At 61.4% G+C, this 23,826-nt stretch carries 28 protein-coding genes; 25 read left to right on the top strand and 3 right to left on the bottom strand.

The genetic code is table 11. From position 1 onward, the window contains the following. Nucleotides 1–4: 4 nt before the first annotated feature. The 6 genes from ABIE49_RS11995 to ABIE49_RS11970 all read left to right on the top strand — a co-directional run bounded on the left by ABIE49_RS11995 (nt 5) and on the right by ABIE49_RS11970 (nt 2,194). Entirely contained in the window at nt 5–193 is a 189-nt protein-coding gene (locus ABIE49_RS11995; protein WP_354066769.1) for a hypothetical protein, read from the top strand. Next, nucleotides 187–417, top strand: coding sequence for a hypothetical protein (locus tag ABIE49_RS11990; RefSeq protein ID WP_192740201.1), 231 nt, complete (start codon nt 187–189; stop codon nt 415–417). Before ABIE49_RS11995 ends, ABIE49_RS11990 begins: the two co-directional genes overlap by 7 nt. An 81-nt stretch (nt 418–498) precedes the next feature. Next, nucleotides 499–1,404 (top strand): non-homologous end-joining DNA ligase, encoded by a 906-nt coding sequence (gene ligD / locus ABIE49_RS11985; protein WP_354066768.1) that lies wholly within the window; start codon nt 499–501, stop codon nt 1,402–1,404. 25 nt (nt 1,405–1,429) lie between these two features. Beyond that, nucleotides 1,430–1,582 carry a hypothetical protein gene (locus ABIE49_RS11980; RefSeq protein ID WP_192740200.1) on the top strand — a complete coding sequence of 51 codons (153 nt, stop codon included), beginning with the start codon at nt 1,430–1,432 and terminating at the stop codon, nt 1,580–1,582. 202 nt (nt 1,583–1,784) lie between these two features. Next, entirely contained in the window at nt 1,785–2,012 is a 228-nt protein-coding gene (locus ABIE49_RS11975) for a hypothetical protein (RefSeq protein WP_192740199.1), read from the top strand. Between the two features lie 2 nt (nt 2,013–2,014). Beyond that, a complete protein-coding gene (locus ABIE49_RS11970) occupies nt 2,015–2,194 on the top strand; it encodes a hypothetical protein (RefSeq protein ID WP_192740198.1) in 180 nt (59 codons plus the stop codon). 314 nt (nt 2,195–2,508) lie between these two features. On the opposite strand, the gene ABIE49_RS11965 is transcribed toward ABIE49_RS11970, so the two are convergent. After that, nucleotides 2,509–2,682 carry a hypothetical protein gene (locus ABIE49_RS11965; RefSeq protein WP_192740197.1) on the bottom strand — a complete coding sequence of 58 codons (174 nt, stop codon included), beginning with the start codon at nt 2,680–2,682 and terminating at the stop codon, nt 2,509–2,511. A 176-nt stretch (nt 2,683–2,858) separates the two neighbouring features. Continuing rightward, complete coding sequence (locus ABIE49_RS11960; protein WP_192740196.1) at nt 2,859–3,122, bottom strand: hypothetical protein; 264 nt, start codon at nt 3,120–3,122, stop codon at nt 2,859–2,861. A 665-nt stretch (nt 3,123–3,787) separates the two neighbouring features. Between ABIE49_RS11960 and ABIE49_RS11955 the strand changes: the two genes are divergently transcribed. The 3 genes from ABIE49_RS11955 (at nt 3,788) to ABIE49_RS11945 (ending at nt 8,484) form a co-directional block, all read left to right on the top strand. Beyond that, on the top strand, nt 3,788–5,818 hold the full coding sequence (locus ABIE49_RS11955; RefSeq protein WP_192740195.1) for a ParB N-terminal domain-containing protein: 2,031 nt from the start codon (nt 3,788–3,790) through the stop codon (nt 5,816–5,818). Between the two features lie 775 nt (nt 5,819–6,593). Next, a complete protein-coding gene (locus ABIE49_RS11950; protein ID WP_192740194.1) occupies nt 6,594–6,905 on the top strand; it encodes a DUF736 domain-containing protein in 312 nt (103 codons plus the stop codon). Between the two features lie 382 nt (nt 6,906–7,287). Beyond that, a complete protein-coding gene (locus ABIE49_RS11945) occupies nt 7,288–8,484 on the top strand; it encodes a DUF932 domain-containing protein (RefSeq protein ID WP_192740193.1) in 1,197 nt (398 codons plus the stop codon). Between the two features lie 144 nt (nt 8,485–8,628). Here the strand turns inward: ABIE49_RS11945 and ABIE49_RS11940 are convergent, their stop codons facing one another. After that, a complete protein-coding gene (locus ABIE49_RS11940) occupies nt 8,629–8,856 on the bottom strand; it encodes a helix-turn-helix domain-containing protein (RefSeq protein ID WP_192740192.1) in 228 nt (75 codons plus the stop codon). A gap of 224 nt (nt 8,857–9,080) precedes the next feature. Between ABIE49_RS11940 and ABIE49_RS11935 the strand changes: the two genes are divergently transcribed. The 16 genes from ABIE49_RS11935 (at nt 9,081) to trbE (ending at nt 23,825) form a co-directional block, all read left to right on the top strand. Beyond that, on the top strand, nt 9,081–9,353 hold the full coding sequence (locus ABIE49_RS11935; RefSeq protein ID WP_192740191.1) for a DUF2285 domain-containing protein: 273 nt from the start codon (nt 9,081–9,083) through the stop codon (nt 9,351–9,353). Between the two features lie 164 nt (nt 9,354–9,517). Next, nucleotides 9,518–9,730, top strand: a complete 213-nt coding sequence (locus tag ABIE49_RS11930) for a transcriptional regulator domain-containing protein (RefSeq protein WP_192740190.1) — start codon at nt 9,518–9,520, stop codon at nt 9,728–9,730. A gap of 166 nt (nt 9,731–9,896) precedes the next feature. Beyond that, nucleotides 9,897–10,289, top strand: a complete 393-nt coding sequence (locus ABIE49_RS11925; protein WP_354066767.1) for a DUF2285 domain-containing protein — start codon at nt 9,897–9,899, stop codon at nt 10,287–10,289. A 132-nt stretch (nt 10,290–10,421) separates the two neighbouring features. Further along, a complete protein-coding gene (locus ABIE49_RS11920) occupies nt 10,422–10,703 on the top strand; it encodes a helix-turn-helix transcriptional regulator (RefSeq protein WP_192740189.1) in 282 nt (93 codons plus the stop codon). A 22-nt stretch (nt 10,704–10,725) separates the two neighbouring features. Next, nucleotides 10,726–11,607, top strand: a complete 882-nt coding sequence (locus tag ABIE49_RS11915) for a replication initiator protein A (protein ID WP_192740188.1) — start codon at nt 10,726–10,728, stop codon at nt 11,605–11,607. A gap of 301 nt (nt 11,608–11,908) precedes the next feature. Beyond that, entirely contained in the window at nt 11,909–12,373 is a 465-nt protein-coding gene (locus ABIE49_RS11910) for a DUF2840 domain-containing protein (RefSeq protein WP_192740187.1), read from the top strand. Then, nucleotides 12,370–12,882 carry a S26 family signal peptidase gene (locus ABIE49_RS11905; RefSeq protein WP_192740186.1) on the top strand — a complete coding sequence of 171 codons (513 nt, stop codon included), beginning with the start codon at nt 12,370–12,372 and terminating at the stop codon, nt 12,880–12,882. Before ABIE49_RS11910 ends, ABIE49_RS11905 begins: the two co-directional genes overlap by 4 nt. Before the next feature lie 390 nt (nt 12,883–13,272). Beyond that, complete coding sequence (locus ABIE49_RS11900) at nt 13,273–13,740, top strand: lytic transglycosylase domain-containing protein (RefSeq protein ID WP_354066766.1); 468 nt, start codon at nt 13,273–13,275, stop codon at nt 13,738–13,740. A gap of 250 nt (nt 13,741–13,990) precedes the next feature. Then, nucleotides 13,991–15,754, top strand: coding sequence for a relaxase/mobilization nuclease domain-containing protein (locus ABIE49_RS11895; protein ID WP_192740185.1), 1,764 nt, complete (start codon nt 13,991–13,993; stop codon nt 15,752–15,754). A gap of 38 nt (nt 15,755–15,792) precedes the next feature. Next, a complete protein-coding gene (locus ABIE49_RS11890; RefSeq protein WP_192740184.1) occupies nt 15,793–17,778 on the top strand; it encodes a conjugal transfer protein TraG in 1,986 nt (661 codons plus the stop codon). 5 nt (nt 17,779–17,783) lie between these two features. Continuing rightward, nucleotides 17,784–18,212 (top strand): CopG family transcriptional regulator, encoded by a 429-nt coding sequence (locus ABIE49_RS11885; protein WP_192740183.1) that lies wholly within the window; start codon nt 17,784–17,786, stop codon nt 18,210–18,212. A gap of 119 nt (nt 18,213–18,331) precedes the next feature. Next, complete coding sequence (locus ABIE49_RS11880) at nt 18,332–19,648, top strand: MFS transporter (protein ID WP_192740182.1); 1,317 nt, start codon at nt 18,332–18,334, stop codon at nt 19,646–19,648. A gap of 226 nt (nt 19,649–19,874) precedes the next feature. After that, on the top strand, nt 19,875–20,789 hold the full coding sequence (trbB, locus tag ABIE49_RS11875) for a P-type conjugative transfer ATPase TrbB (RefSeq protein WP_192740181.1): 915 nt from the start codon (nt 19,875–19,877) through the stop codon (nt 20,787–20,789). A 1-nt stretch (nt 20,790) separates the two neighbouring features. Beyond that, nucleotides 20,791–21,117, top strand: coding sequence for a TrbC/VirB2 family type IV secretion system protein (locus ABIE49_RS11870; RefSeq protein WP_192740180.1), 327 nt, complete (start codon nt 20,791–20,793; stop codon nt 21,115–21,117). Beyond that, nucleotides 21,117–21,380, top strand: coding sequence for a VirB3 family type IV secretion system protein (locus ABIE49_RS11865; protein WP_192740179.1), 264 nt, complete (start codon nt 21,117–21,119; stop codon nt 21,378–21,380). The genes ABIE49_RS11870 and ABIE49_RS11865 overlap by 1 nt, the downstream gene beginning before the upstream one ends. 9 nt (nt 21,381–21,389) lie before the next feature. Then, nucleotides 21,390–23,825 carry a conjugal transfer protein TrbE gene (trbE, locus tag ABIE49_RS11860; protein ID WP_192740178.1) on the top strand — a complete coding sequence of 812 codons (2,436 nt, stop codon included), beginning with the start codon at nt 21,390–21,392 and terminating at the stop codon, nt 23,823–23,825. Nucleotide 23,826: the final 1 nt, after the last annotated feature.

Raw genomic sequence — 23,826 nt, 5'->3', positions numbered from 1 at the left:
GCACATGCGCGTCCAGTCCGGGAGGCAGCGCAAGGAAATCCTTCAGCTTCAGCGCGCCGGTGTACCGACCGCCTCCGCTGAACTCCTCCTGCTGAGGATGCAAGTCAAGATCGACCAGCTTTGCATCAAGCGCGAGGAACTGAAGAAGGATTTGCCGGCTCAACGGCGGGTACTGGGAGGCCGTAAATGGTGAGCCAGCCTCCGAAGTGGTTCGACGAGAGCGTCACTGACCCTTTTCTGAAATCGCTGGCCGAAACCCGACGCCTCGCTGCCCGGCAGGGATGGTGCTACCAGCACGCCCAGGCTCTCATGGTTGCGATCGACCAATACGCCGAAGCCGCGACCGGCAACCGCTTCTATTTTCTGGATAAGCCGCACAGCATCGGCGGAGGTCGGAGGAACAGCGATGTCCCTTAGGCGTTAAAGACTCGTGGGAAAAGCGTGAGTAGACTGCCCGTCGTTGGCCCCCTAACGGCGGGCTTTTTGTGAGTTGCGTTTGTGGCAAAGCGTTTGGAGATGCCGGGGTTCATTAAGCCCCAGCTTGCGACCCTGAAGAGCAAGGCTCCCCAGGGCGAGCAATGGATTCACGAAATCAAATACGACGGCTACCGCGTCCAGCTCCATGTCAATGCCGGAAAAAAACGAGTGTTTACGCGGAACGGTCTCGATTGGACCAAGCGTTTTTCCACCATTGCCGGCGCCTTCGATATCTCCGGCCAGGCCATCATTGATGGCGAGGTGGTCGTGGTTCATGAAGGCCGGACCAACTTCTCCGAACTCCAGGCCGAACTCGCCGCGGGCGGGCAAGATCGGCTGGTCTACTACGCCTTCGACCTACTCTGGCGAGATGGCGACCGGAGGAAGCTGCCCCAGATCGAACGCAAGCGGATGCTGGCCGACCTGATGGGAGAGAATGATGTCGGCATGCCGGTGCTCTACAGCGAGCAAATGACCGGCGACGGCCAGGAGATGTTTGAGCATGCCGCCAAGCTTGGCTGGGAAGGCATCATCTCCAAGCGCGCGGACGCGCCATATCGATCGGAGCGCACTGAGGCCTGGCTGAAAATCAAAGCCGTCCAGACGGGGAAATTTCCGGTCATTGGATTCGTCAAGGATCCGAGCGGTGTTGCTGCTCTTTATCTCGGGAAGAAGGAAGGCAAAGAGCTTGTCTACATGGGTAAGCTCGGAACAGGCTGGAATCGCACCACCTCAAGCCAAATCCGCAAGGCACTCGACACCGTTGTGAGTCCAAGGAGCAAACTTAGTAAGCCGCTCAAGAAGCCTAAAGCAACGTGGGTGGAGCCTGTTTTTACTGCCAGTATCGAGTATCGCGACATCACGTCTGAGGGCCTCCTCCGGGCCAGCTCGTTCAAAGGCCTGTCCAAGGGAACGAGAGGTTCCTGAAAGTGTTTTAGGTGGGAGGTGCGCCATGGACAATAAAACTCAAGACACACCCGCTGAATGCGCCCGCGAAGCCCGGAAACAGGTCGCCTTGCTGGCGCCGGGGAAGGTTCGCGATGCACTTATAGAAAAGGCCAAGCAGTACGAGGCTGAAATGCGCGAAAAGGTTCTGAGTGATTGACGGTCTCAAGCTGAATCTGCAAGCAGCTTGGTACGCTCGTGAGCCCGAAGTCCAAGCTCACCAAGCAGGTGAAGAAAACTGAAGGCGACGTGGGTCGACCCGGTGTTCATGGCAGATATTAGCACCGGGCTATCACCTCGCAACGGCTGCTGCTCAAGCTGAGCAAAAAGGAACGTTAAAGCCTGGGCGGCGTTCCTGTTTTATGACCGAACCGCTTCCAGTTCTGATCGAAAACTCGCTGCAAATCGCCTGGGATTACCTGGTGGGAATAGGCGAGCTTGCCGACGAGCAGCAAACCGCTGAATTCCTTCTTAGGAACATTCAATCACAGATGCTTGAGGGCGAGCGACGGATACTTATGCTGTCAAACCGCGCGATCGAAAGCTACCGTAAACAGCCAAACCATCTGCAACTCGTCAGGTGCGGCTAGGTATGGAATACGTCCACAAAGACAAGCAGCAGCCCACCAAAGAAGAGCGCGCGGCCAAGAAAGAGAAAGCCCGTTGGGATGCGGAGCAGAACCTCACCGCCCGAAAGAAGGTTGATAACGCGTTCCGGTCGAATTTTGAACGGCTAAAGGCAGAGCGTCTGGCCCGTGAAAACAAAGAATAGGATTGGCGGCCTAGCCCCCCAAGGTGGCCGTCGTGGGCGCGCGGTATACCTGCGACCTCTGGAGCAGGGGCCGCGCGTTCGTATGAGGCAAGATGGATTCTGACTGTCCGATCTGCCTGGGGATAGGTTTCGTCTGTGAGAACCACCCCGGCAAAGCATGGTCCGAAGAGAGTGGATGCCAATGTGGCGCGGGGATGCCCTGCCAATGCGTGCGCGCTGAGGGGCTCAAGAATTCTACAAGGCAACCACGTGCAGATACATCCCCAGTAGAATTAGAACGCTGATTATGATGATTCCGATGAAAAACCGGCCCATCACCTCTCCTTGCGGACACCCTTGAACTTCTTGGCGCTTTTCTTGACGGCCATGAACTGCCCGCCCGTCTTGTTGCGCTTGGTCGCCGTCTTGGTCAGCGGGTTCTTGAGCTGGGTGCGCTTCTTCACCGCGCCCTTACGGGCGTTGTCGCCGGTCGGTTTATTGACTGCCATTGGTGCCTCCAAAGCACATCAATCTCCGAACCACTCGTGAGTTCCCTATTCGGAGGCGACCGCTGGGCCGCGCGCATCTCGATCTCGGGATGCCTCCACATCACTCCTTCCATTGCCCGTCTCTCTTTGGGGCCCATAGAGGAATAGGTTGGTATCGTGCTCGGCGCCGGTCCTTCTTAATCAGGAGGACATTCCAGGCAGCTATCACCGATCGAGTTCAGCACGTCGCGAACCTCGGCCACCGCTGCATCAGGAGAGACCCCTGTTGGCGGGTCTTCACGGGCGATATCGATCGCTCGCTCCCATGCATGCGGATCGGCGCGGTCCTGCATCCAACCATGCTCCTCGCACTCGCGGATGGCGCCAGCGTTATGAAGCAGGTCAATCGCCCATCCGCGCATCGTCCGTATCGCCGGCCTTCGTTCACGTGTCATCAGCATAGAAATGGCTCCTGAACGGCGAATCGTTTCGTCCGTCATTCGTTCCGGCGGATAACACATGGCTGGGATTCGCAATGGCGGAACTCACGGTTTGGTTCGAATCATTTGACGCGCCGACACTCAGTCCCTGAACTTGGTCTTCCTGACCTTTCGTTTGGGCGCGTGCGGCAAGTGCCGCACCGGGCTCTCGTGAACCGAGCCGCATGGCGTCTCGGCTATTCGGCTTCGATCCCTCGCGCGATTATGAGTCGCTCGCCGGAGGCACTCGCCCTCGGTCCCGCCGTCATTTCATTCCGGCGTCGCTATCACTGCCCTTCGTTCGGGTGCCGTTCTCGCGACTGCACTCGGTCCCGGGTCCCGCCGCTATCGCGTCGGCGCTATGCTGACCCTCCTGCGGGTGCCTCTTTCTGTTGAGTGCTAAGGGCTCCGCCCTCGCGCGGGCAAGGGTGAAGTCCCGGAAGATCCGGGACCGGCCGGGGCGGTCTCCCCGACCTTCCGCGCGGAGGCCAAGACTGGACAGCTTTCACCATGGGAATCCGCTTGTGCAGGCCGGGTGATCCCCCTCCGCCCCGGCCGCCCTTGCCCTTGCTACCCCGGTCTCGCCGACGGGCAGGGCTGCAGGCGCGAGGTGCGCTCTGCACCCATGCCCTCAAAGGAGATTGATCATGACTACCAAGAACGTTGAAATCGTCACGGCGAGCGGGACCGAGAGCTTCATTCCGCTCAACAAGCTCAAGAAGTCGCCCAAGAACGCCCGCAAGACGCCGCACAACGAGGCGTCGATTGAGGCCTATGCGGCCAGTATCGCCGCCAAAGGCATCATTCAAAACCTTGTCGTTGAGCCTGAACTGGATACCGACGGCACCGCAACCGGGTTCTATTTCGTCACCGTCGGTGAGGGCCGCAGGCTGGCGCAGCTTCTGCGCGTCAAGCGCAAGGAGATCAAGAAGACCGAACCGATCCGCTGCGTCATCGACACGGTGAACGACGCCTTCGAAATCAGCCTCGATGAGAACGTCACGCGCGAGAACATGCATCCCGCCGATCAGTTCGAGGCGTTCAAGAAGCTGGCGGATGAGCGCGGCTTCGGTGCGGAAGAAATCGCCGCCCGCTTCGGCGTGACGCCGCACGCGGTGCGGCAACGTCTCCGTCTTGGCGCGGTCTCCCCGAAACTAATGAAGGTCTATCGCGATGGCGATTTGACGCTTGAGCAGTTGATGGCCTTTGCCATCACGGATGACCACGCCCGGCAGGAAGGCGTTTATGACCGCTTGTCCTACAACCGGGACGCCAGCACCATCCGCCGCCTGCTCACCGAAACCCACGTGGCGGCCACGGATCGGCGCGCGCGCTTTGTCGGCATTGAGGCCTACACGGAAGCGGGCGGCACGATTCTGCGCGACCTCTTCACCGAGGATCGCGGTGGCTATTTGGAGGATGTGGCGTTGCTCGATCTGCTGGTGACGGCAAAACTCGGGCGTATGGCCGATGTTCTGCGGGAGACGGAAGACTGGAAATGGACGGAAGCCCATCTTGATTTTCCGCACGCCCACGGCATGCGCCGGACGTACCCCCATCCGGTGGAGCTTTCGGCAGAAGATCAGGCCGCCCTCGATGCTGTGCGGACCGAATTCAACAGCCTGACTGGGCAGCACGAGGCAGCCGAGGATCTTCCTGACGAGGTGGACGCGCGGTTTGGCGAGCTTGAGGCCGAAATCGAGCGGCTGGAAGCGAAGCGACAGGCCTATTACCCGGACTACATCGCGCGGGGCGGAGCATTCGTCATCCTCAACCATGATGGCACCGTGCGGATCGAACGCGGTTTCATCCGAACCGAGGATGAAAAACCCCAAGACGAAACCGGGCAGGCGGCCGATGCTTCGGAGAACGCCGACGCCGACAGCAGTGAGGGCCGGTCAGGCGAGGAGGGAGAAGGGGAGGCGGATCAGTCCTCGGACGAGGAAGAAACCGACAGTCCTTTGTCAGATATCCTTGTTCGTGACCTCACCGCCCATCGCACCTTGGGGCTGCGGCTCAACTTAAGCGAACAGCCGGAAGTCGCCGTCGTGACCGTCACCCATGCCCTCGCCGCCCAAATCTTCTATCTCGGGGCGGAAGCGCACGTCGTCGACATTCGTTCGGTCAACACGGTGCTGGCGTCTCACGCGGACGGGATCGAGGATACCCCGGCTGGCAAGGAATGGGCGGATCGCCATGCCAATTGGGCTCGGCAGATGCCTCGCGACGTGACCAACCTCTGGACGTTCGTGTCCGAACTTGATCACGACAGCCGCATGGCGTTGCTGGCGCATTGCGTTGCGCTGACGGTCAACGCGGTCAAATTGCCTTGGGAGCGGAAACCACGGGCCTTGGCGACAGCGGACCGATTGGCGGAAGCCGTCTCGCTCGATATGACCGGCTATTGGCGGCCGACCGCGCGGTCTTATCTCGGACGCATTACCAAGGCGCGTATCCTCGAAGCAGTGCAGGAAGGCGTCAATCACGAAGCGGCCGATCGTATGGCGGATATGAAGAAGCCGGACATGGCGGAAGCCGCCGAGCAGTTGCTCGCCGCCACGGATTGGCTGCCCGCGATCATGCGGACACCGAAGACCGTGCAGGAGAGTGTGGAGCAAGCGCAGACGGAGGCTGTTGCGGAAGCGGACGCAAACGCTTATTCCGACGCTGCCGAATGATCGGAACGGCCGGGACCGCTCACACGGTCCCGGCCTGTCGTCGTGCAGCCATTGAAATTTTGGCCGCGCGCCTTTGGGCGCGCGGCCAAGCTCATGATGCTCACACCCTCAATCGGGTGCATTTAAGGGAAGCTTGAAGCAGGATGGGGGCGCGTTGTGGTCAGCGCCTGTTAACTCCGCCTCGGAAATGGCGGGGCGCATCGACGATCAGTCGCTGTTGTGGCGGAACCAGATCAGCGTGAAGCTGTCGTCGCGCGCGCCCTTCACCAGCAAGGCGTAGATCGGGCCGGACCTGTCGGTCATCTCTGACATCGAACTCGCAATCTGGACTCCGCGGCTTTAGGTCGTAGGCGGCGTGGTCGGCCGCGCCGCGATGCGAAATCATACGCCATCGTTCGTTGGGTCACGCCTTCGCCTTTCGTTGATGCGCACCGGCAAGTCTTTGTGCGACCGGTGATCCCTATCCTTGTGCGGTGGCGGTAACGGCAGTCATGGTGGTCTCCATCAGTCTGTTTGATGGGCGCGTCCCACGCAACCTCGAATGGACGGATCAGGCCCGAGGGCCGGCTTCGCCTCGATCGCCTTCCCGCAACGGCTACGCCGGCTTTTTTCCCCTGCCGCCAAGAGGCGGCATTCCTCGCGAGGCAAAAAAGCCGGCTACCGCCGTCCTCCGCTGCGCTGCGGGCCTGACGGCTGCGGGCCGATCGCTCCCCGGGCCAAGGACCGCCATCGAGGCTGCGATGGTCGCGGCCCGACAAACAGAACGGAGACCACCATGGCTACCATCGGAACCTTCACCGCAGCGGACAACGGCTATACCGGCTCGGTCAAGACGCTCACGCTCAACGTCAAGGCCAAGTTCGTCGCGACCGAGAAGGAGCACGACAAGGCGCCCGACTATCGCATCTTTGCCGGGGCGACCGAGTTCGGCGCCGCCTGGAAGAAGACCGCGCAGAACAGCGACCGCGAATATCTCTCGGTCAAACTCGACGACCCGAGCTTTCCGGCCCCGATCTACGCCTCGCTGGTGAAAGGTGAGGGTGACGACAGCTTCACGCTGATCTGGTCCCGCCGCAACGGCGACTGATCCAACCGCATCGACGCACCCCGCCTCTTCGGAGGCGGGGTTTTTGCTGTGCTCATGACCACAACGCAGCAGAAAGAGGGGCAAGGACCTTCGGCCTCCTTGTTTGGATGGTGGTCGCTAAGGGCTCCGCCCTCGCGCGCGCAAGGGTGAAGCGCCGAAGCCGGCGCCAGCCGGAGCGGTCTCCCCGGTCTTCCGCGCCGTCGCAGAATTTTTTGAAGCCATGACGGCGAGGCGCGTGCAGACGCGCGCGTGCCGCGCGCCCCCTTGGGCGGGTGATTCCCCTCCACTCCGGCCGCCCTTGCCCTTGCTACCCCGGTCTCGCCGACGGGCAGGGTTGCAGCGCAGCGCTGCGCTTTAACCCGGCCCCAAAGGAGATTGATCCATGACCTTGATGACTCTGACCCAGAACGAGCAGCCTGTTTCCGGCGGCTTTCGTGTCGATGTATCGCGCGGCCAGCGAATCGGCCGCGTGTCGTCGGAATGGTTCTCGCGACCGGATGACGAACGTTATTTGAACCTGCCGGACCTCTACGAGGCCGTGCGCTATCGCGCCGAGCATACACAGGCGCGGACGGTGGAAAGCAGGGCCATCCGGGTGGAGGCCAACCGCAACAATCCCGAGCGACTGGCTTTGATGGTCCCCGGCCGTGAAGAGCCGGTCGCGCCCACCCATTGGAGCTTTGGCCAGTTGTGCACGCTGGTCGGCGCACCGACATCGTATCTTCGGCAACTTCCCGCAGCCCTGTCAGGCATCAACCTGCAACACGGCTTGCTGTCACACCGCGCCGAGCTCGTGAAAACCCTCGAAGCCGATAAAGGCCGCGTCGAGCTTCGTGCTGTCACCGGCCCCGACTATGGCCGTATCTGGGACCATGAACTTGTTGCCGCCGTGATGAAAATTGCGGGGAACGGGACGGGCGACACGCGGTGGAAGGTGCCGGGCGTGCTGGACTGGTCGACCATGACCCACAATCCGTTTGTGGATGTCACCAAGGACACAACCACGCTCTACGCCAGCGACCGCGACGTGTTCCTGTTTCTGGTCGACGATACCAACCCAATCGAGGCGGGGCGGTTGCCGGATGGATCGCCGGATTTGTATTTCCGGGGGTTTTACTGCTGGAATAGCGAGGTTGGCAGCAAGACGCTCGGGATTGCGAGTTTCTACCTGCGCGCCGTCTGCATGAACCGCAATCTGTGGGGCGTCGAGAATTTCGAGGAGATCACGATCCGGCATTCCAAATTCGCTGCGCAACGCTTCGCGCACGACGCCGCACCAGCCCTGACGAGTTTTGCCAATTCCTCGCCTGCGCCATTCGTCGCCGGTATCAAGGCCGCCCGGGAGCGGATTGTGGCCCGTACCGACGAGGACCGGGAGTCCTTCCTTCGAAGGAGCGGATTTTCCAAGTCGGAGACGACGAAGGTCATCGAGACCGTCTTGGGCGAGGAAAACCGCAAGCCGGAAAGCATCTTTGATTTCGTGCAGGGGATCACAGCATTCGCTCGGACCAAGGCGCATCAGGATGCAAGGCTCGAACTGGAAGGCAAGGCAAAGCGCCTGATGGAGCGCGCCATCTGAACAATAGGCCGCGCGATCGGTAACGGTTGCGCGGCATCTTTCACGTGCCCCAGTGCATCGCCGCCGATCCGGCAAGCCGGACCGGCGGCGATGACGCGTGTCCGCGTCCGGCGCTCGCCGGGCCTTCGGCCCGGCTCGCGAAGATCAGGATCGAATCTTAGACGCTCTTTCGTCAAGCAGGTCTGCAGGCCGAACTTCTAGGGCTTGGGCAATCTGCCAGATCGTAAGCAAGGTCGCGTTTTGCAGCCCTCTTTCCATGCTGCTTATGAAGGCCCTGTCCACGCCCATACGTTCCGCAACAGCCTCTTGGCTCAAGCCAAGGGCCAGCCGGAATCGTCGTGCGTTTCCTCCAAAGACCTTGCGGATATCCATCCGCAGGATAGGAGGCAATCGCGTATTTTGGCGCTACGTGTTATAATACGCGGACGTGGCACCCGCTGATGCTCGCGGATGGAGGTTCGTTTGCCGAAATGTAGAGAAATGGGTTCCCGGGCGGTTCCCGTTGGCATGCCATATGCTACACTCGCAAACTATGAGAGGTGGCAGGATGCGTACGCCTCAATTTTTATTTCGATTATTCGTGCGGCGTAGGGCCGATGTCAAAACCATTACTTGATCCTGACGTCGCGGATGTCGCGCCAACCGATTCAGCGCTGACTCCCTATGATGAGCAGCATGTCGTAACGTACACGCGCCTTTTGCAGGCCGAAAGCGAAGGGGCTGACTGGCGAGAGGTCGTGCGGATAGTCTTGCACATCGATCCAGAGCGAGAACCTGATCGTGCGCGGAATGCATACCTGAGTCATCTGGAGCGCGCTAAGTGGGTGACCGAGCAGGGCCGTCTGTTGCGCGGTGCCGGCTCGAATTAGAAGAAATCTACCGACCCTATAAGCGCCGTCAGCACAATTTTCTTCGGCTGTTTGGTGGTCATCCAGGGGCACCACGTGGTGCTAAACCAGAGTCTTCCCACAACCCAATCGATCAGAATTATTGCGCCGCAATCCTCGTTAGCTGTGCGAAAGGGGCGGGAGCAATGCCTGCATTCGATTGGCGGTCGCCGGAGTCTTACAAGAGCCTGCAAAGTGCAGACATCACCGACATCGCCTGGGAATGTCTGCGTCGCAATACCGACTATCAACGCGACTACGAAGCGATGATCGCCAACAGTCCTCATGGCGAGGTAACCCCGGAATTCAGGAGGAGGTGGGGCATCTGCTTTCGCTCACGATCCGCACGGGTCCTCTAGCGAACAGACCATCTTTTGGGCGCCCGAGGTTCTGCCGACTGTCGTTCTCGTCGCAGCGACCACGTCGCCTCCTAATGATGACGCGCCTCCATCACTGCTAGATCTTAGGGCAGGCGAGGTGCGGCGTGCCTCCGATGGATGGCACGCCGTCTTTCGCTTGGGCGCAGTGGAGCATCGCGTCTGGCTCGAAGAGCCGCCAGCTATTGGCGCTAGCTACGTAGCAGAGTTGCCGTTCGACGGCGACTTCGACGCACGCGCGTATGCTGCCCGACGGCTGTGGCGCGCAATGAATGGGCGCGCGCCAGGGCCTGCTTTTCATGAGCTATCCAAACAGCGGCGTGAGCGACTAGGCGCCGCTATTCGCGCGCTTGATGCCCGTGCATCCGGCAGCACATATCGTGCGATCGCCGAAGCAATCTTCGGCAAGAAACGCATCCCGGACCACGCCTGGAAAACGCACGATTTGCGTACCCGAACCATCCGCCTCGTGCAGAGCGGCCTTGCGCTGATGCGCGGTGGTTATCGCCAACTTCTGCGGCCCGGACGCAAAGACAAATAGCACCTCGGCTTGGGGTATCGAAAATCACCCCCTCAATATTCGGCATCCCCCTCCGAGAGTGCGCTTCTCCATGATGACCGCACACGCGCCGGCACCGCCATTGGTGGTGGGGCGACATCCTGGAGTTCTCAAATGCCCGATCCGATGGCCGGCCTGCCCCCGCGCTTCCTGCGTACACCGGAGGCCGCGCGTTACCTTGGGCTTTCCGGTCGTACGCTTGAGAAGCACCGCACCTACGGGACCGGACCGACCTATCGGAAGATCGGCGGTCGTGTCGTCTACGCACTGGATGATCTGAAAGCCTGGGCCGATCTCGGCGCCAAGACATCGACGTCCGACCCGGGCAGGGGAACCGTGCTGCCCGCCAAGAAGCATCCGACCTTGCGCCCGTATGCTGGCCAGGAACGCCGCTGATTGCCAGACGAGAGCAGTAGCAATGCGGCGCAAAAACCAATCCGAACGCGATCAGCTTGAGCTCTTTCGGGCGTTGCCCGGTGATTTGGCGCCGCGCGACGCGCAGGACCTGATGGCCTATCCATTCTTTTCGCTCGCAAAGACCAAGCGCGTCGTGCCGATCGATTTCCGTGCCGGAGCGATCTCCATTCGTGTCGAGGCCGTGCCGGAGCACGGCGTGGCGACCATCTGGGATGCTGACGTCCTGATCTGGGCTGCGTCGCAGATCGTCGAAGCGCGGGACGCGGGCTTGAAGACCTCGCGCCTGATGGGTGCAACTCCGTACGAGATTCTAACGTTCGTCGGCCGCGGAACCAGCGCGCGTGATTACGATCGGCTCAAAGCCGGTCTCGACAGATTGCAATCGACAACCGTGCTGACCTCGATCCGCCAGCCTGCGGAACGGCGGCGCCATCGGTTCTCCTGGATTAACGAGTGGAAGGAGACCGCGGACGCAAACGGACGTCCGTTCGGGCTGGAGCTGATCTTGCCAGACTGGTTCTATGCCGGGGTGGTCGATGACGCCCTCGTGCTCACCATTGACCGTGCGTATTTTGATCTGACGGGCGGACTTGAGCGCTGGCTTTATCGTCTCGTGCGCAAGCACGGCGGGCGGCAAGAGGGCGGCTGGAGTTTCGACCTTGTGCATCTCCATGCCAAGTCCGGCAGCCTGTCACCACTCAAGCACTTTGCATACGACGTGCGCCAAATCGTCCAGCGGCAGACGTTGCCCGGCTACCAACTTGTGCTCTCGCGCGACGCGAATGGCGCCGAGCGCTTGAATTTCGCGCTCACACCCGTCGATCCATTCACGGAGCGCCTTCGCAAGCGCGGTCTCACTCCTCAGTCGGGAGATAGCCTGTGAATCCGCTCGTGCTATCGGGGACCACAACCCTCGTGCCATCAGGGACCGGATCCTCGTGCTATCGGGGACCGAAATCAGGCCTAAGTCCTTGTCTCCTAGCGCTTTCCAGCCGCCGTAACTCTTCTAACCAGAAATCCTTCGGATTTCCTCTAACGGACCGCGGCTTTCGCTCCGCTGTGGACAACTATCCGCAACCATCCGCCTGTTCTGCCTCGTCTCGCTGTCAGCGACGGCGACCACGCGCTGTCGCAATCGCGCTCCAGCCAGGCAATCGGAACGTATCTCAAGCCCGGAGCGTCTCATGAGCGATCTCACCGAAGTCGAGCTCCTTTGGCTCGAGAAGCGAATCGAGAACCGCATTCGCTTCGGGCGTGCTGTCGAGGAAAAACCCCTCGATCGTCGCCGGCGGCTGCTGTCGTTTGCGCCAGGCAGTATCTTCGCATTCGTTCGCTGGACGTCGAACGACTTCGGAACGGCGATCTCGCGGATCGACATTCTGCGAGCGGTCGCACCCGGACAACGCTGCTCGACCGTGCCCTATGTGAAGCCGGGTGGTGAAATCCTTCTGCGGCTGTCCGGCTGGCCCAAGGTCGAACGGGCGCTCCAGCTGATCGATGCTGTCGAAGCGTTGGACATCAATCCCGCAGACGCGGCACCAGACTATTGGCATCACGTTCATAACCGACTGTCCGTCAACGAAAGCCCGCGTCTCTACACGAAAGCGCGCCACCAGGCGTGGCTTCACCTGCAGAGGGTCATGCGATGACCAGACGCCTGAAGACGTTGACAGCAATGCTTGTGGGGACGGCCGCCCTCATCGCGCCGACGGTTCTCGAAACGACACCGCTATATGTCTGGAATGCATCCGAGAGCGTGCCGATTGGCCTCTATCGCTTACAGCCCGCGGATGACCTCTTCGTCACAGATTTGGTCGCCGTTCAGCCGCCGGAGCCGCTTGCGACCTTCCTCGACCTGAGCGGTTATCTGCCGGCGGGGGTGCTAATGCTCAAGCGCGTGCTGGCGCTTCCAGGGCAGACCGTCTGCAGAAGCGGATTCGCCGTTTCCGTTGATGCGATCGAAGTGGGCGAGGCGCAAGAGCGCGATGACCGCGGCCGTCCGCTGCCGAAATGGCAGGGCTGCCGCGTCGTCGGCGAGGGCGAACTCTTTGTCATGAACTGGCAGTCCACCAGCTCGCTGGATGGCCGCTATTTCGGGTTCCTGCCGGCGTCAACCGTCGTTGGCCGTGCGCTGCCAGTGTGGACTTGGGAGGAGTGACCATGCGCATTGTGGGAATCTGCTCTGCCGTTCCTTTGTTTGGCCGAATGATGCACCATTCCTCCGTCCCGACCAACGATTGCACAATCGTCGCGCGCAGCGGCGGTTCAGGGCGGCCGAAAGGCCGGCGCGCAGCGACTTTACCCTGGACGGGCGCGAGCACGACGCCATGCTTGCGCTCATTCAGGAGGAGCGTTGGCGTCCTCGCATCGATGGTGTTTGTGCTGACAGCGTGCGACTTTTCTGCCGCGGCGGAGACGAGATCCGTCGCGCGTATAGCGAGTTCCCAAACTAACGATCCCTTTGCGGATTTCATTGACGATGCCTCGCGTCGCTTCGGCGTGCCAGTGCAATGGATACGCTCGGTCTTAAGCGTGGAGAGCGCGGGAGATGTGCGCGCCACGTCACCGAAAGGCGCAATGGGCCTTCCGGCATGGCCTCGGCAACGATCCCTATGATGCCTGCGACAACATACTTGCGGGTACGGCGTATCTTCGTGAACTGCACGACCGCTATGGATCAATCGGCTTCCTGGCGGCCTACAACGCAGGACCTGCTCGCTACGAAGAGCATCTCGCCGGCCGATCGTTGCCCGCTGAGACCCAGGCGTATTTGCAGAAACTTGCGCCGATGATCGCTAGCGACATTGCCGGTTTGAGCGCAGTGGCGAATCTGCGGCCATCGGCAGCGTCGCTCTTTATTGTGCGCTCTGACCGCCCAATTACCGCTGACCAGGTGCAACTTGAGCGGCTGCCGAAGCGATTTCCGACAGCTGCGTCCATTCATGACATCTCGGCGATTGTTCCACATGCGACCGGCCTGTTCGTCGCGAGATCTGATGCGGGCGAACCGCGATGATCGTTGGCTCAAACTGGCATGCAATAGCGTGCCTTGGAAAAACATCGGGGGGATGGCGAGCACAGTGGGGAAGCACGACGGCAGGACGGCGAGATAAAAGGGGCTCGCCGGTCGAACCGCAAGCCATTGGCATGGCTTGGGTTCTGGCGTGCCGGTCGGTCGGGGCGCGTGCCGTGCCCGAGGTTTTCGCCAGAAGATTCAAGCATGTTTTCGGCACTGTAGACACCGGTCCGATTTTCGGGGCCCGATCATGACCGTGGGCGACAGCGATCTGCGGATTCGACCCGGGCGCATCCGCGGCACTCGCGCCCCGAAGGCGAAGAGCTTCATCAACCAGGTGCTACGTGCCGCGAAGAAGTCCGGACACACCTCGGGTCAGGCTGCCACTGGCAGGCGTTCCGCGGCTTATTTGCGCTCAACGTTTGGCCGCGGCCGGCTTGCCTTTAGTCGCAGCCGGTTGTTCAGCCCGACACGTCGCGTCGTGGTGAAGGCGCGCGTGGCTCGCCACAAAGGGCGCGCCTTCCGCTCAGCACCACTGACGGCCCATCTCTCATACCTGAAGCGCGACGGCGTGACCCGGAGCGGGGAGAGGGCCGAGATGTTCGATGCCGGTAGCGACCGTGCTGACGGCACGGCTTTCGCGGAACGCTGCAAGGACGACCGCCATCATTTCCGGTTTATCGTCTCGCCCGAGGACGCCAGCGACATGACCGACCTTAGGGCTTTCACCCGCGACCTCGCCAAGCAGATGGAGACCGATCTCGGCACGCGGCTCGATTGGGTGGCCATCGATCACTGGAACACGGACAACCCTCACGTCCATCTTCTCGTTCGAGGGGTCGATAAGGATCGGGCCGATCTCGTGATCTCCCGCGATTACATCGGCCGGGGCCTGCGCTCACAGGCCGAGGAACTGGTCGCCATCGAACTGGGTCCAAAGCCGGAGCGCGAGATCCGCAATTCGCTGGAGATGGAAGTCACGGCAGAGCGATGGACGCGGCTCGATCGGGAGATCCGGCTCGCAGCCGACGAAACCGGCTCCATCGATCTACGCCCCGAGAATCCCGGACCTTTCGACCCCGAAATCCGGCGCCTGATGGTTGGTCGCCTTCAGCACCTGGAGAAGATTGGCCTTGCCGCGTCCGCCGCGCCAGGGGAATGGATGGTCGGCCTTGAGGCGGAGCGTAGCCTGCGCGACCTCGGCATGTGCGGTGACATCATCAAAACCATTCACCGCGCCTTTACCGAGCGTGGGGAAGCGCGCGGCGTGGCCGACTATGTCATCGAAGGTGGACAGCCATCGTCCCAGATCATCGGACGACTGGTCGATCGGGGATTGCATGATGAACTGACGGGCGAGGCCTACGCCCTGATCGACGGAACAGATGGACGCGCACACCACGTTCGCCTCCGTGGGGTCGAGGCCTTCGAACAGGCGCCACCGGTCGGCGGCATCGTCGAAGTCCGGCGCTTCGGCCCTACCGGCGATCCGCGTCCTACCGTGGTGCTCGCGATCCGCTCTGATCTCGATCTTAGTGAGCAGGTCACCGCGAGAGGAGCGACCTGGCTTGACCACCGGCTGGTCGAACGCGATCCGATGTCGCTCGCGATGAGCGGCTTCGGCCGCGAGACACGCGACGCCATGGAAGCCCGTACTGAGCATCTGATCCGGGACGGCCTGGCGCGGCGAGAGGGCCAGCGCATCATCCTGCAGCGCGACCTCCTCAACACGTTGCGCCGTCGCGAACTGGACGAGGTGGCAGCAAAAGTCTCGGCCAGTACCGGACTGCCCCAGATGAACGCCACCTCCGGGGAACACGTGGCGGGCACGTATCGCCAGCGGCTGATACTCGCCTCGGGACGCTTTGCCATGATCGACAACGGTCTTGGCTTTCAGCTCGTGCCCTGGTCCCGCGAACTCGAAAAGAGGCTCGGCCAACACGTCACCGGCGTCGTGAAAGACGGCGGCGGCATCGAATGGGGTTTTGGTCGCAAACGCGACCTGGGCCTCTAGCTATCTCGCCAACTCAGTTTACGGAAGGACGTTTCGGGATGTCTGGAACCAAGATCCTCTGGGGACAGGTGATCGTCGTCGGTCTGATCGTTTTGCTTGCTATCTGGGGAGCAACAGAATGGACGGCATGGCGGCTTGCCTACCAGCCCGAGCTTGGGCGGCCCTGGTTCGAACTGGCTGGCTTCAAGGTCTATTACCCGCCAATCTTCTTCTGGTGGTGGTTCGTCTACGACGCCTATGCGCCACAGGTCTTTGTCGAGGGTGCTTTCATCGCGGCGTCGGGCACCTTTGTTTCGATCGCGGTGGCGATCGGCATGTCGGTCTGGCGGGCGCGTGAAGCCAAGGATGTCGTCACCTATGGATCGGCCCGCTGGGCTGACGGGGAAGAGGTTCGAGCGGCCGGGCTTCTCGATTCGGATGGTGTGGTGCTGGGCAAGCTCGATCACGACTACCTCCGCCATGACGGGCCGGAGCACGTGTTGTGTTTTGCGCCCACCCGGTCAGGCAAGGGTGTCGGTCTCGTCGTTCCCTCGTTGTTGGCTTGGCCCGGCTCCGCGATCGTGCACGACATCAAGGGGGAGAACTGGCAACTGACCGCTGGCTTCCGCTCGCGCCATGGCCGGGTCGTGTTGTTCGACCCGACCAACCCAAAGTCCTCGGGTTACAATCCGCTCCTCGAAGTCCGGCGGGGAGAATGGGAGGTCCGCGACGTTCAGAACGTCGCCGACGTCCTAGTCGACCCCGAAGGCTCGCTCGACAAGCGGAACCATTGGGAGAAGACAAGTCATTCGCTCCTGGTCGGCGCCATCCTCCATGTCCTCTATGCCGAGGCGGACAAGTCTTTGGCCGGCGTGGCCGCCTTTCTGTCTGACCCGAAGCGGCCAATCGAAGCCACGTTGAAGGCGATGATGACTACGCCGCACCTTGGCGAGCAGGGCGCTCATCCCGTGGTCGCCTCGACCGCGCGCGAACTTCTCAACAAGTCGGAGAACGAACGGTCCGGCGTCCTGTCCACGACTATGTCGTTCCTGGGTCTTTACCGCGATCCCGTGGTGGCCAAGGTGACCTGCCGTTGCGACTGGCGGATCGCGGATCTGATCGCCGATGGCAGCCCGACGACGCTCTACCTCGTGGTGCCACCCTCCGACATCTCGCGGACCAAGCCTCTTATCCGCCTGGTGCTAAATCAAATCGGCCGGCGCCTCACCGAGGACTTGCACGCTCACGATCGCCGGCATCGTGTCCTGATGATGCTTGACGAGTTCCCGGCGCTGGGTCGGCTTGATTTCTTCGAGTCCGCGCTCGCCTTCATGGCGGGGTACGGGATCAAGAGCTTCTTGATCGCGCAGTCGCTCAATCAGATCGAGAAGGCCTATGGGCCCAACAATGCGATCCTCGACAACTGCCACGTCCGGGTCAGCTTTGCGACCAATGACGAGCGGACCGCCAAGCGCGTGTCAGATGCATTAGGTACGGCGACCGAGATGCGGGCGATGAAGAACTATGCCGGGCATCGGTTGAACCCGTGGCTGGGGCACCTCATGGTCTCCCGCCAGGAGACGGCGAGGCCGCTTTTGACTCCAGGCGAAATCATGCAGCTTCCGCCGATGGACGAGGTCGTCATGATCGCGGGTACGCCGCCGATCCGGGCGAAGAAGGTGCGTTACTACGAAGATCGGCGGTTCACGGAACGGGTCTTGCCGCCGCCCGATCCCGCGGCCTCCGGTCAATCATCTCGAGCGGACGGGTGGTCAACGGTTGGAACGCTGAAGTCGACGCCACTTCAAGCCGACGCAGAGCCAGGAGACGATGACACGGCGAACAGCGGCCTCCGCCGCGAGCCCGCACTCCCTGATCACGTCGCGATCGTCAAGGAGACGGCGGAGCCAACCCCGGCAGAGGAATTTGCCGCCGTTCTTGACGACGACGACGATGCGGTCCGCCAGTCTCGACTTATTCGTCAGCAGATGCGTGGCGTCGTTCGTCAAGTGGCGATGGATCCGAATGACGGGATGGAGCTCTGAGGCATATGCGCGACCGCATGAATGTGTATTTCGCCCCAGAGCTTCTGAAGCAGATCTCGGACCTGGCGGATCGCAAGAAGCTTTCGCGGTCTGCGATCGTGGAAGCGGCAGTCGTTTCGTTTCTGTCACCGGACGGAGCGGACCGGCGGGAGGCAGCGTTCGCCCGTCGCCTGGATCGGTTGTCGCGTCAGATGCAGAGGCTGGAGCGTGACGTTGGCTTAACGGCCGAGACCTTGGCCCTCTTCATTCGCTTCTGGCTGACGATCACGCCGCCGCTGCCCAACGACGCGCAAGCGGCCGCGCAGATAAAGGGCAGGGAACGCTTTGAAGGATTCATCGAGGCGCTCGGCCGCCGTTTGCAAAAAGGGCAGAGCTTTTTGCGCGAGATTCCGGAGGAGATCGTCCGCGAGGAGCCCGTCAGCAAAGCTGACTGAGGCCCTGACCGCCGGCCCCTCCGTTTTCTACGCCAGCCTACGACGGCAGCAATTTTGCCGAACTGACAAAAGCTGGACGCGCTATCGGCTCGAACGAGCTGAGAGCAAAAGGGGCCAGCATGCAAATCCCAATAGCATGGTGTCGAATCGCGCGCATTTTCCTCCCTTTTGCCGTTGGATATTATCTCTCGTATCTGTTTCGAACGATCAACGCTTTGATCGCCGGTCATCTCAGCTCGGATATTGGGCTTGGGACTGCCGACCTCGGGTTGCTTACGTCAGTCTATTTCCTTGTGTTTGCGGCGGCTCAGATCCCCGTCGGCATTATGCTGGACTGCTTCGGTCCGCGTCGCGTCCAGAGCGCTTTGCTTTTGATCGCCGCGGCGGGCGCCGGATTGTTCGCAGTATCGACCGGCTTCCTGTCGCTTTTGATCGCGCGTGCAATGATCGGGCTTGGCGTGGCGGCGGCGCTGATGGCCGGACTGAAGTCCACACTTCTATGGTTTCCCAGGGAACGAGTAGCCTTGTTGAACGGCTACATGATTATGCTGGGGTCATTAGGGGCGGTGACCGCCACGGCTCCCGCCGAACACCTACTCACCTGGATGGACTGGCGGCGACTCTTCGAAATCCTGGCGGCCGCGACCGGCGCCACGGCTATCCTCATCTATGTCGTAGTTCCTGAACGAGCCATTGTCCCATCGACAGCGTCAGCACCCGCTACTCTCGGCTCGGTTTTTGGCGATAGGCGCTTTTGGCGTATTGCCCCGCTGTCGGCCACTTGCGTCGGATCGGCCTGGTCTCTGCAGGGATTGTGGGCATCGCCGTGGCTCGCGGATGTAGAAGGCCTAAATCGCGCGGATCTGGTCGGACAATTGTTCATAATGTCGCTCGTACTTAGCGGCGGTGCCTGGTTGTTCGGGACGACGGTCCATTGCATCAGGCGACGAGGAATCGGAGCAGAGACCATACTGGCGACGATCGCTCTGCTGTTCATCGTGGCGCAGATCGCCTTGATCCTGCGCGCGCCTTTGCCATCCATTGCGTCGTGGTCCGTTGTAGCGATCGTCGGAGCTGCAACCGTGGTCAGCTTCGCGGTGATCGCTGACTATTATCCGCCGGAACTTGCCGGTCGTGCCAACGGCGCCTTGAACGTTCTGCATTTCGGTTGGGCATTTCTGGCCCAATACGCGACGGGTGTGGTCCTGGAACAATGGTCCACAAACAATGGGCATAGAGCCATCGTGGCCTATCAGGTCGCGTTTGGTCTCAACGTCACACTACAGGTCGCGGCGTTGGCCTGGTTCGCGCTACCTTGGCTCCAATCCTTCACTTTGCCGATGGCTTCTGCTCCCTCCATTATGCCGATCAGTGCCTTCGACGCCGTCGAAGCAGCCATCTTCTGCGAGCAAACCGATGACGATGCAGAGTGGTAAACTGCGCCTGCAACGGGCCGATGCAGCCGAGTAGGCATCAATAGCAGTTCGCAGCATTTCCTTTTCTACGCTGATCTACGATCGCCGAAAGCACTCGTTGCCTTTGATCGCTTGGTGCCTTTTCTAATCATCCCATCTGAGGACGCCCTTTGGACGTTCTCATTCGGTGGGGACCGCGGTGACAATCCATTCCATTCAATCGGAAGCGAATTCGCGCGGTGCGCGAATGCTGCGTAGTGCACTCGGAGCGGCGATAGCGAGTTACCTCGAAGATGAATCGATCATCGAAGTCATGCTCAACCCAGATGGGCGGCTGTGGATCGATCGGTTGTCGAGCGGGCTCTCCGATACCGGCGCAACGCTGTCGGCGGCGGACGGCGAACGCATCGTTCGGCTGGTGGCGCACCATGTAGGCGCGGAGGTGCATGCCGGCTCGCCGCGCGTCTCGGCCGAATTGCCTGGAACCGGCGAGCGCTTCGAGGGCCTCTTGCCTCCGGTCGTTGCCGCACCGGCGTTTGCTATCCGCAAGCCCGCGGTCGCTGTGTTTACGCTCGATGACTACGTCGCCAAGGAGATCATGACCTCGGCGCAGGCCAAAATCCTGAAGAATGCGGTCACTGCACGGAAGAACATCCTTGTCGCCGGTGGGACATCGACTGGCAAGACCACCTTGACGAATGCGCTTTTGGCCGAGGTGGCAAAGACCTCCGATCGGGTCGTGTTGATCGAAGATACTCGCGAACTTCAGTGCAAGGCGCCCAATCTTGTCGCGCTACGGACCAAAGACGGCGTGGCCACGCTGTCGGACCTCGTTCGATCCTCGTTGCGACTGCGACCTGATCGCATCCCTGTTGGCGAAGTCCGCGGTGCGGAAGCGTTGGACTTGCTTAAGGCCTGGGGCACCGGTCACCCCGGCGGTATCGGCACTATTCACGCGGGCACCGCGCTCGGCGCGCTGCGGCGACTCGAGCAACTCATCCAGGAAGCCGTCATCACGGTTCCGCGCACCCTGATCGCCGAGACCATCAACCTCGTCGCCGTTCTTGCGGGCCGCGGTAGCGATCGCCGCCTCGCCGAACTTGCTGCTGTCTCAGAGCTCGGGGCCGCCGGCGACTACAGCCTTTCATCCGCAGGAGACTGACATGCGTCAGCAGTTTCGTATTTCTTCGCAATTTACAACTTTGGTTGCCTCCGGGGCAGTTCTCTTGACGACGGCGCCGGCATGGGCGGCCGGCTCGAACATGCCGTGGGAGCAGCCACTCAATCAGATCCTGCAGTCGGTCGAGGGGCCGGTAGCCAAGATCATCGCCGTCATCATCATCGTCGTGACCGGGCTGACACTTGCGTTCGGGGATTCGTCCGGTGGCTTCCGCAGGTTGATCCAGATCGTGTTTGGTCTGTCGATCGCGTTTGCCGCCTCGAGCTTCTTCCTGTCGTTCTTCTCCTTCGGCGGCGGCGTGGTGATCTGATGGATGAGCAGGTCGCAGGCTTTGTCGTGCCGGTTCACCGTGCCCTGACCGAACCGATCTTGATGGGCGGCGCGCCGCGAGCGGTCGCGATCGTCAACGGCACGCTTGCGGCGGCCCTCGGACTTGGACTGCGACTGTGGATCGCGGGTCTCGTGCTCTGGTTCATGGGTCACATGGCCGCCGTCTGGGCCGCCAAGCGCGACCCCGCCTTCGTCGACGTGGTGCGCCGGCACCTGCGCATCCCCGGTCATCTCAACACTTGAGCTCTCGTCATGATGAATCTCGCCGAATACCGCCATTTCAACGCGCGTCTCGCCGACTTCTTGCCTTGGGCAGCTCTGGTTGATGAAGGAATCATCCTGAACAAGGACGGTTCTTTCCAACGGACAGCGAAGTTTCGGGGACCTGACCTCGACAGTGCGGTACCGGCTGAACTTGTTGGCGTCTCCGGTCGTTTGAACAACGCCCTGCGTCGCTTGGGATCGGGCTGGGCCGTGTTCGTTGAGGCGCAGCGTCATTCTGCGGGTGCTTACCCGCCGAACAACTTTCCGGATGTCGCGTCTGCACTGGTCGACGCCGAACGCAGAGCGCAGTTCGAGGAGGCGGGTGCTCACTATGAGTCCAGCTATTTCCTGACCTTCCTCTATCTGCCGCCGGAGGAGGGGGCCGCCAGGGCAGAGCGCCTGCTCTATGAGGGCCGCGATCGCGCCGTTGGAGCCGATGCGCGCGAGGTGCTCCGCGGGTTCGTCGATCAAACCAACCGCGTGCTGCAGCTTGTCGAGGGATTCATGCCCGAATGCGCCTGGCTCGATGATCAGGACACGCTGACCTACCTGCACTCGACGATTTCGACCAGGCGTCATCGGGTTCGGGTGCCCGAAATTCCTATGTACATCGACGCGCTGTTGGCCGACCAGCCGCTGACCGGCGGGCTCGAGCCGATGCTGGGTTCAGCCAATGTGCGAGTGCTGACGATTGTCGGCTTTCCGGGCGCGACGACGCCGGGAATTCTGGACGATCTGAATCGGCTGCCATTCTCGTATCGCTGGTCGACCCGGGCGATCATGCTCGACAAGACCGATGCCACGAAACTGCTGACCAAGATTCGCCGCCAGTGGTTCGCGAAGAGAAAATCGATCGGCGCCATTCTTAAGGAGGTCATGACCAACGAGGCGTCGACGCTCCTCGACACCGACGCCCACAACAAGGCGATCGATGCCGACGCGGCGCTGCAGGAACTGGGGTCGGATCAGATCGGACAAGCTTTTGTCACGGCAACCATCACCGTATGGGACGGTGATCCCAATGCTGCCGACGAAAAACTCCGCCTGGTCGAGAAGGTCATTCAAGGTCGCGATTTCACCTGCATGATCGAAACGGTGAACGCCGTTGAAGCCTGGCTCGGCAGCCTGCCCGGGCACGTCTACGCCAACGTGCGGCAACCGCCGGTTTCGACCCTCAACCTCGCCCACATGATTCCGATGTCGGCCGTATGGGCCGGCGAGGCCAGGGATCCTCACTTCAAGGGTCCACCCCTCCTGTTCGGGAAGACCGAAGGCTCGACTCCGTTCCGATTCTCGCTTCACGTCGGCGACGTCGGCCATACCCTGGTCGTGGGACCGACGGGCGCCGGCAAGTCTGTGTTGCTGGCGCTGATGGCGCTCCAGTTCCGCCGCTACCCGAACGCTCAGGTCTTTGCGTTCGATTTCGGTGGTTCGATCCGGGCGGCCGCGCTCGCGATGGGCGGCGACTGGCATGACCTCGGCGGAGCATTGTCTGACGGAAGCGAAAACTCTGTCGCCCTGCAACCGTTGGCCTGGATCGACGATTCCATGGAGCGCGGATGGGCGACGGAATGGATCGCGGCGATCCTGGCACGCGAAAAGATCGAGATCACCCCGGAGGTCAAGGATCATCTGTGGTCAGCGCTGACGTCGCTAGCCTCGGCGCCGATGCAGGAACGCACGCTGACGGGCCTATCTGTCCTGCTGCAATCAAACTCCCTGAAACGTGCCTTACAACCCTATTGCCTGGGTGGCCCCTCCGGGCGCCTGCTTGATGCCGAATTTGAGCGGCTTGGCGAGGCTTCGGTCCAGGCGTTCGAAACCGAAGGGTTGATCGGGACTAGCGCGGCCCCGGCCGTGTTGGCCTATCTCTTCCATCGCATTGGGGATCGCCTCGACGGCCGGCCTACGCTCCTGATTGTCGACGAAGGCTGGCTTGCCCTCGACGACGAGGATTTTGCCGGCCAGCTCAGGGAATGGCTGAAGACGCTTCGGAAGAAGAACGCGTCCGTGATCTTCGCCACCCAGTCGCTTTCGGACATCGACGGATCTGCCATTGCGCCGGCGATCATCGAGAGCTGCCCGACGCGTTTGCTGTTGCCGAACGAACGCGCCATCGAGCCGCAGATCACTGCGATCTACCGTCGCTTCGGCCTCAATGATCGCCAGATCGAGCTGCTGAGCCGGGCAACGCCAAAGCGCGACTACTACTGCCAGTCCCGCCGGGGCAACCGGATGTTCGAACTTGGCCTTGGCGAGATTGCGCTCGCATTCACCGCAGCCTCTTCCAAGACAGACCAGGCCGCCATCGCGCATTTCCTCGCCGAACATGGACCTGACGGCTTTGTGCCGGCCTGGCTCCAGAACCGTGGCATCGCCTGGGCCACCGACCTGATCCCCAATCTCGGCAACCTGGAGAAATAGG

The sequence above is a fragment of the Bradyrhizobium sp. OAE829 genome (genome assembly GCF_040546575.1).
Taxonomy (GTDB): domain Bacteria; phylum Pseudomonadota; class Alphaproteobacteria; order Rhizobiales; family Xanthobacteraceae; genus Bradyrhizobium.
The sequence above is the reverse complement of the archived record's forward strand: the minus strand, read 5'-3'. Positions and strand labels throughout refer to the sequence as shown.

Excerpts from the sequence above, each read along its gene's own strand:
- ABIE49_RS11995 (WP_354066769.1), top strand. The coding sequence starts at position 5 with ATGCGCGTCCAGTCCGGGAGGCAGCGCAAGGAAATCCTTCAGCTTCAG.
- ABIE49_RS11990 (WP_192740201.1), top strand. The coding sequence starts at position 187 with ATGGTGAGCCAGCCTCCGAAGTGGTTCGACGAGAGCGTCACTGACCCT.
- ABIE49_RS11980 (WP_192740200.1), top strand. The coding sequence starts at position 1,430 with ATGGACAATAAAACTCAAGACACACCCGCTGAATGCGCCCGCGAAGCC.
- ABIE49_RS11975 (WP_192740199.1), top strand. The coding sequence starts at position 1,785 with ATGACCGAACCGCTTCCAGTTCTGATCGAAAACTCGCTGCAAATCGCC.
- ABIE49_RS11970 (WP_192740198.1), top strand. The coding sequence starts at position 2,015 with ATGGAATACGTCCACAAAGACAAGCAGCAGCCCACCAAAGAAGAGCGC.
- ABIE49_RS11965 (WP_192740197.1), bottom strand. The coding sequence starts at position 2,682 with ATGGCAGTCAATAAACCGACCGGCGACAACGCCCGTAAGGGCGCGGTG.
- ABIE49_RS11960 (WP_192740196.1), bottom strand. The coding sequence starts at position 3,122 with ATGCTGATGACACGTGAACGAAGGCCGGCGATACGGACGATGCGCGGA.
- ABIE49_RS11955 (WP_192740195.1), top strand. The coding sequence starts at position 3,788 with ATGACTACCAAGAACGTTGAAATCGTCACGGCGAGCGGGACCGAGAGC.
- ABIE49_RS11950 (WP_192740194.1), top strand. The coding sequence starts at position 6,594 with ATGGCTACCATCGGAACCTTCACCGCAGCGGACAACGGCTATACCGGC.
- ABIE49_RS11945 (WP_192740193.1), top strand. The coding sequence starts at position 7,288 with ATGACCTTGATGACTCTGACCCAGAACGAGCAGCCTGTTTCCGGCGGC.
- ABIE49_RS11940 (WP_192740192.1), bottom strand. The coding sequence starts at position 8,856 with ATGGATATCCGCAAGGTCTTTGGAGGAAACGCACGACGATTCCGGCTG.
- ABIE49_RS11935 (WP_192740191.1), top strand. The coding sequence starts at position 9,081 with ATGTCAAAACCATTACTTGATCCTGACGTCGCGGATGTCGCGCCAACC.
- ABIE49_RS11930 (WP_192740190.1), top strand. The coding sequence starts at position 9,518 with ATGCCTGCATTCGATTGGCGGTCGCCGGAGTCTTACAAGAGCCTGCAA.
- ABIE49_RS11920 (WP_192740189.1), top strand. The coding sequence starts at position 10,422 with ATGCCCGATCCGATGGCCGGCCTGCCCCCGCGCTTCCTGCGTACACCG.
- ABIE49_RS11915 (WP_192740188.1), top strand. The coding sequence starts at position 10,726 with ATGCGGCGCAAAAACCAATCCGAACGCGATCAGCTTGAGCTCTTTCGG.
- ABIE49_RS11910 (WP_192740187.1), top strand. The coding sequence starts at position 11,909 with ATGAGCGATCTCACCGAAGTCGAGCTCCTTTGGCTCGAGAAGCGAATC.
- ABIE49_RS11905 (WP_192740186.1), top strand. The coding sequence starts at position 12,370 with ATGACCAGACGCCTGAAGACGTTGACAGCAATGCTTGTGGGGACGGCC.
- ABIE49_RS11900 (WP_354066766.1), top strand. The coding sequence starts at position 13,273 with ATGTGCGCGCCACGTCACCGAAAGGCGCAATGGGCCTTCCGGCATGGC.
- ABIE49_RS11895 (WP_192740185.1), top strand. The coding sequence starts at position 13,991 with ATGACCGTGGGCGACAGCGATCTGCGGATTCGACCCGGGCGCATCCGC.
- ABIE49_RS11890 (WP_192740184.1), top strand. The coding sequence starts at position 15,793 with ATGTCTGGAACCAAGATCCTCTGGGGACAGGTGATCGTCGTCGGTCTG.
- ABIE49_RS11885 (WP_192740183.1), top strand. The coding sequence starts at position 17,784 with ATGCGCGACCGCATGAATGTGTATTTCGCCCCAGAGCTTCTGAAGCAG.
- ABIE49_RS11880 (WP_192740182.1), top strand. The coding sequence starts at position 18,332 with ATGCAAATCCCAATAGCATGGTGTCGAATCGCGCGCATTTTCCTCCCT.
- trbB (WP_192740181.1), top strand. The coding sequence starts at position 19,875 with ATGCTGCGTAGTGCACTCGGAGCGGCGATAGCGAGTTACCTCGAAGAT.
- ABIE49_RS11870 (WP_192740180.1), top strand. The coding sequence starts at position 20,791 with ATGCGTCAGCAGTTTCGTATTTCTTCGCAATTTACAACTTTGGTTGCC.
- ABIE49_RS11865 (WP_192740179.1), top strand. The coding sequence starts at position 21,117 with ATGGATGAGCAGGTCGCAGGCTTTGTCGTGCCGGTTCACCGTGCCCTG.
- trbE (WP_192740178.1), top strand. The coding sequence starts at position 21,390 with ATGATGAATCTCGCCGAATACCGCCATTTCAACGCGCGTCTCGCCGAC.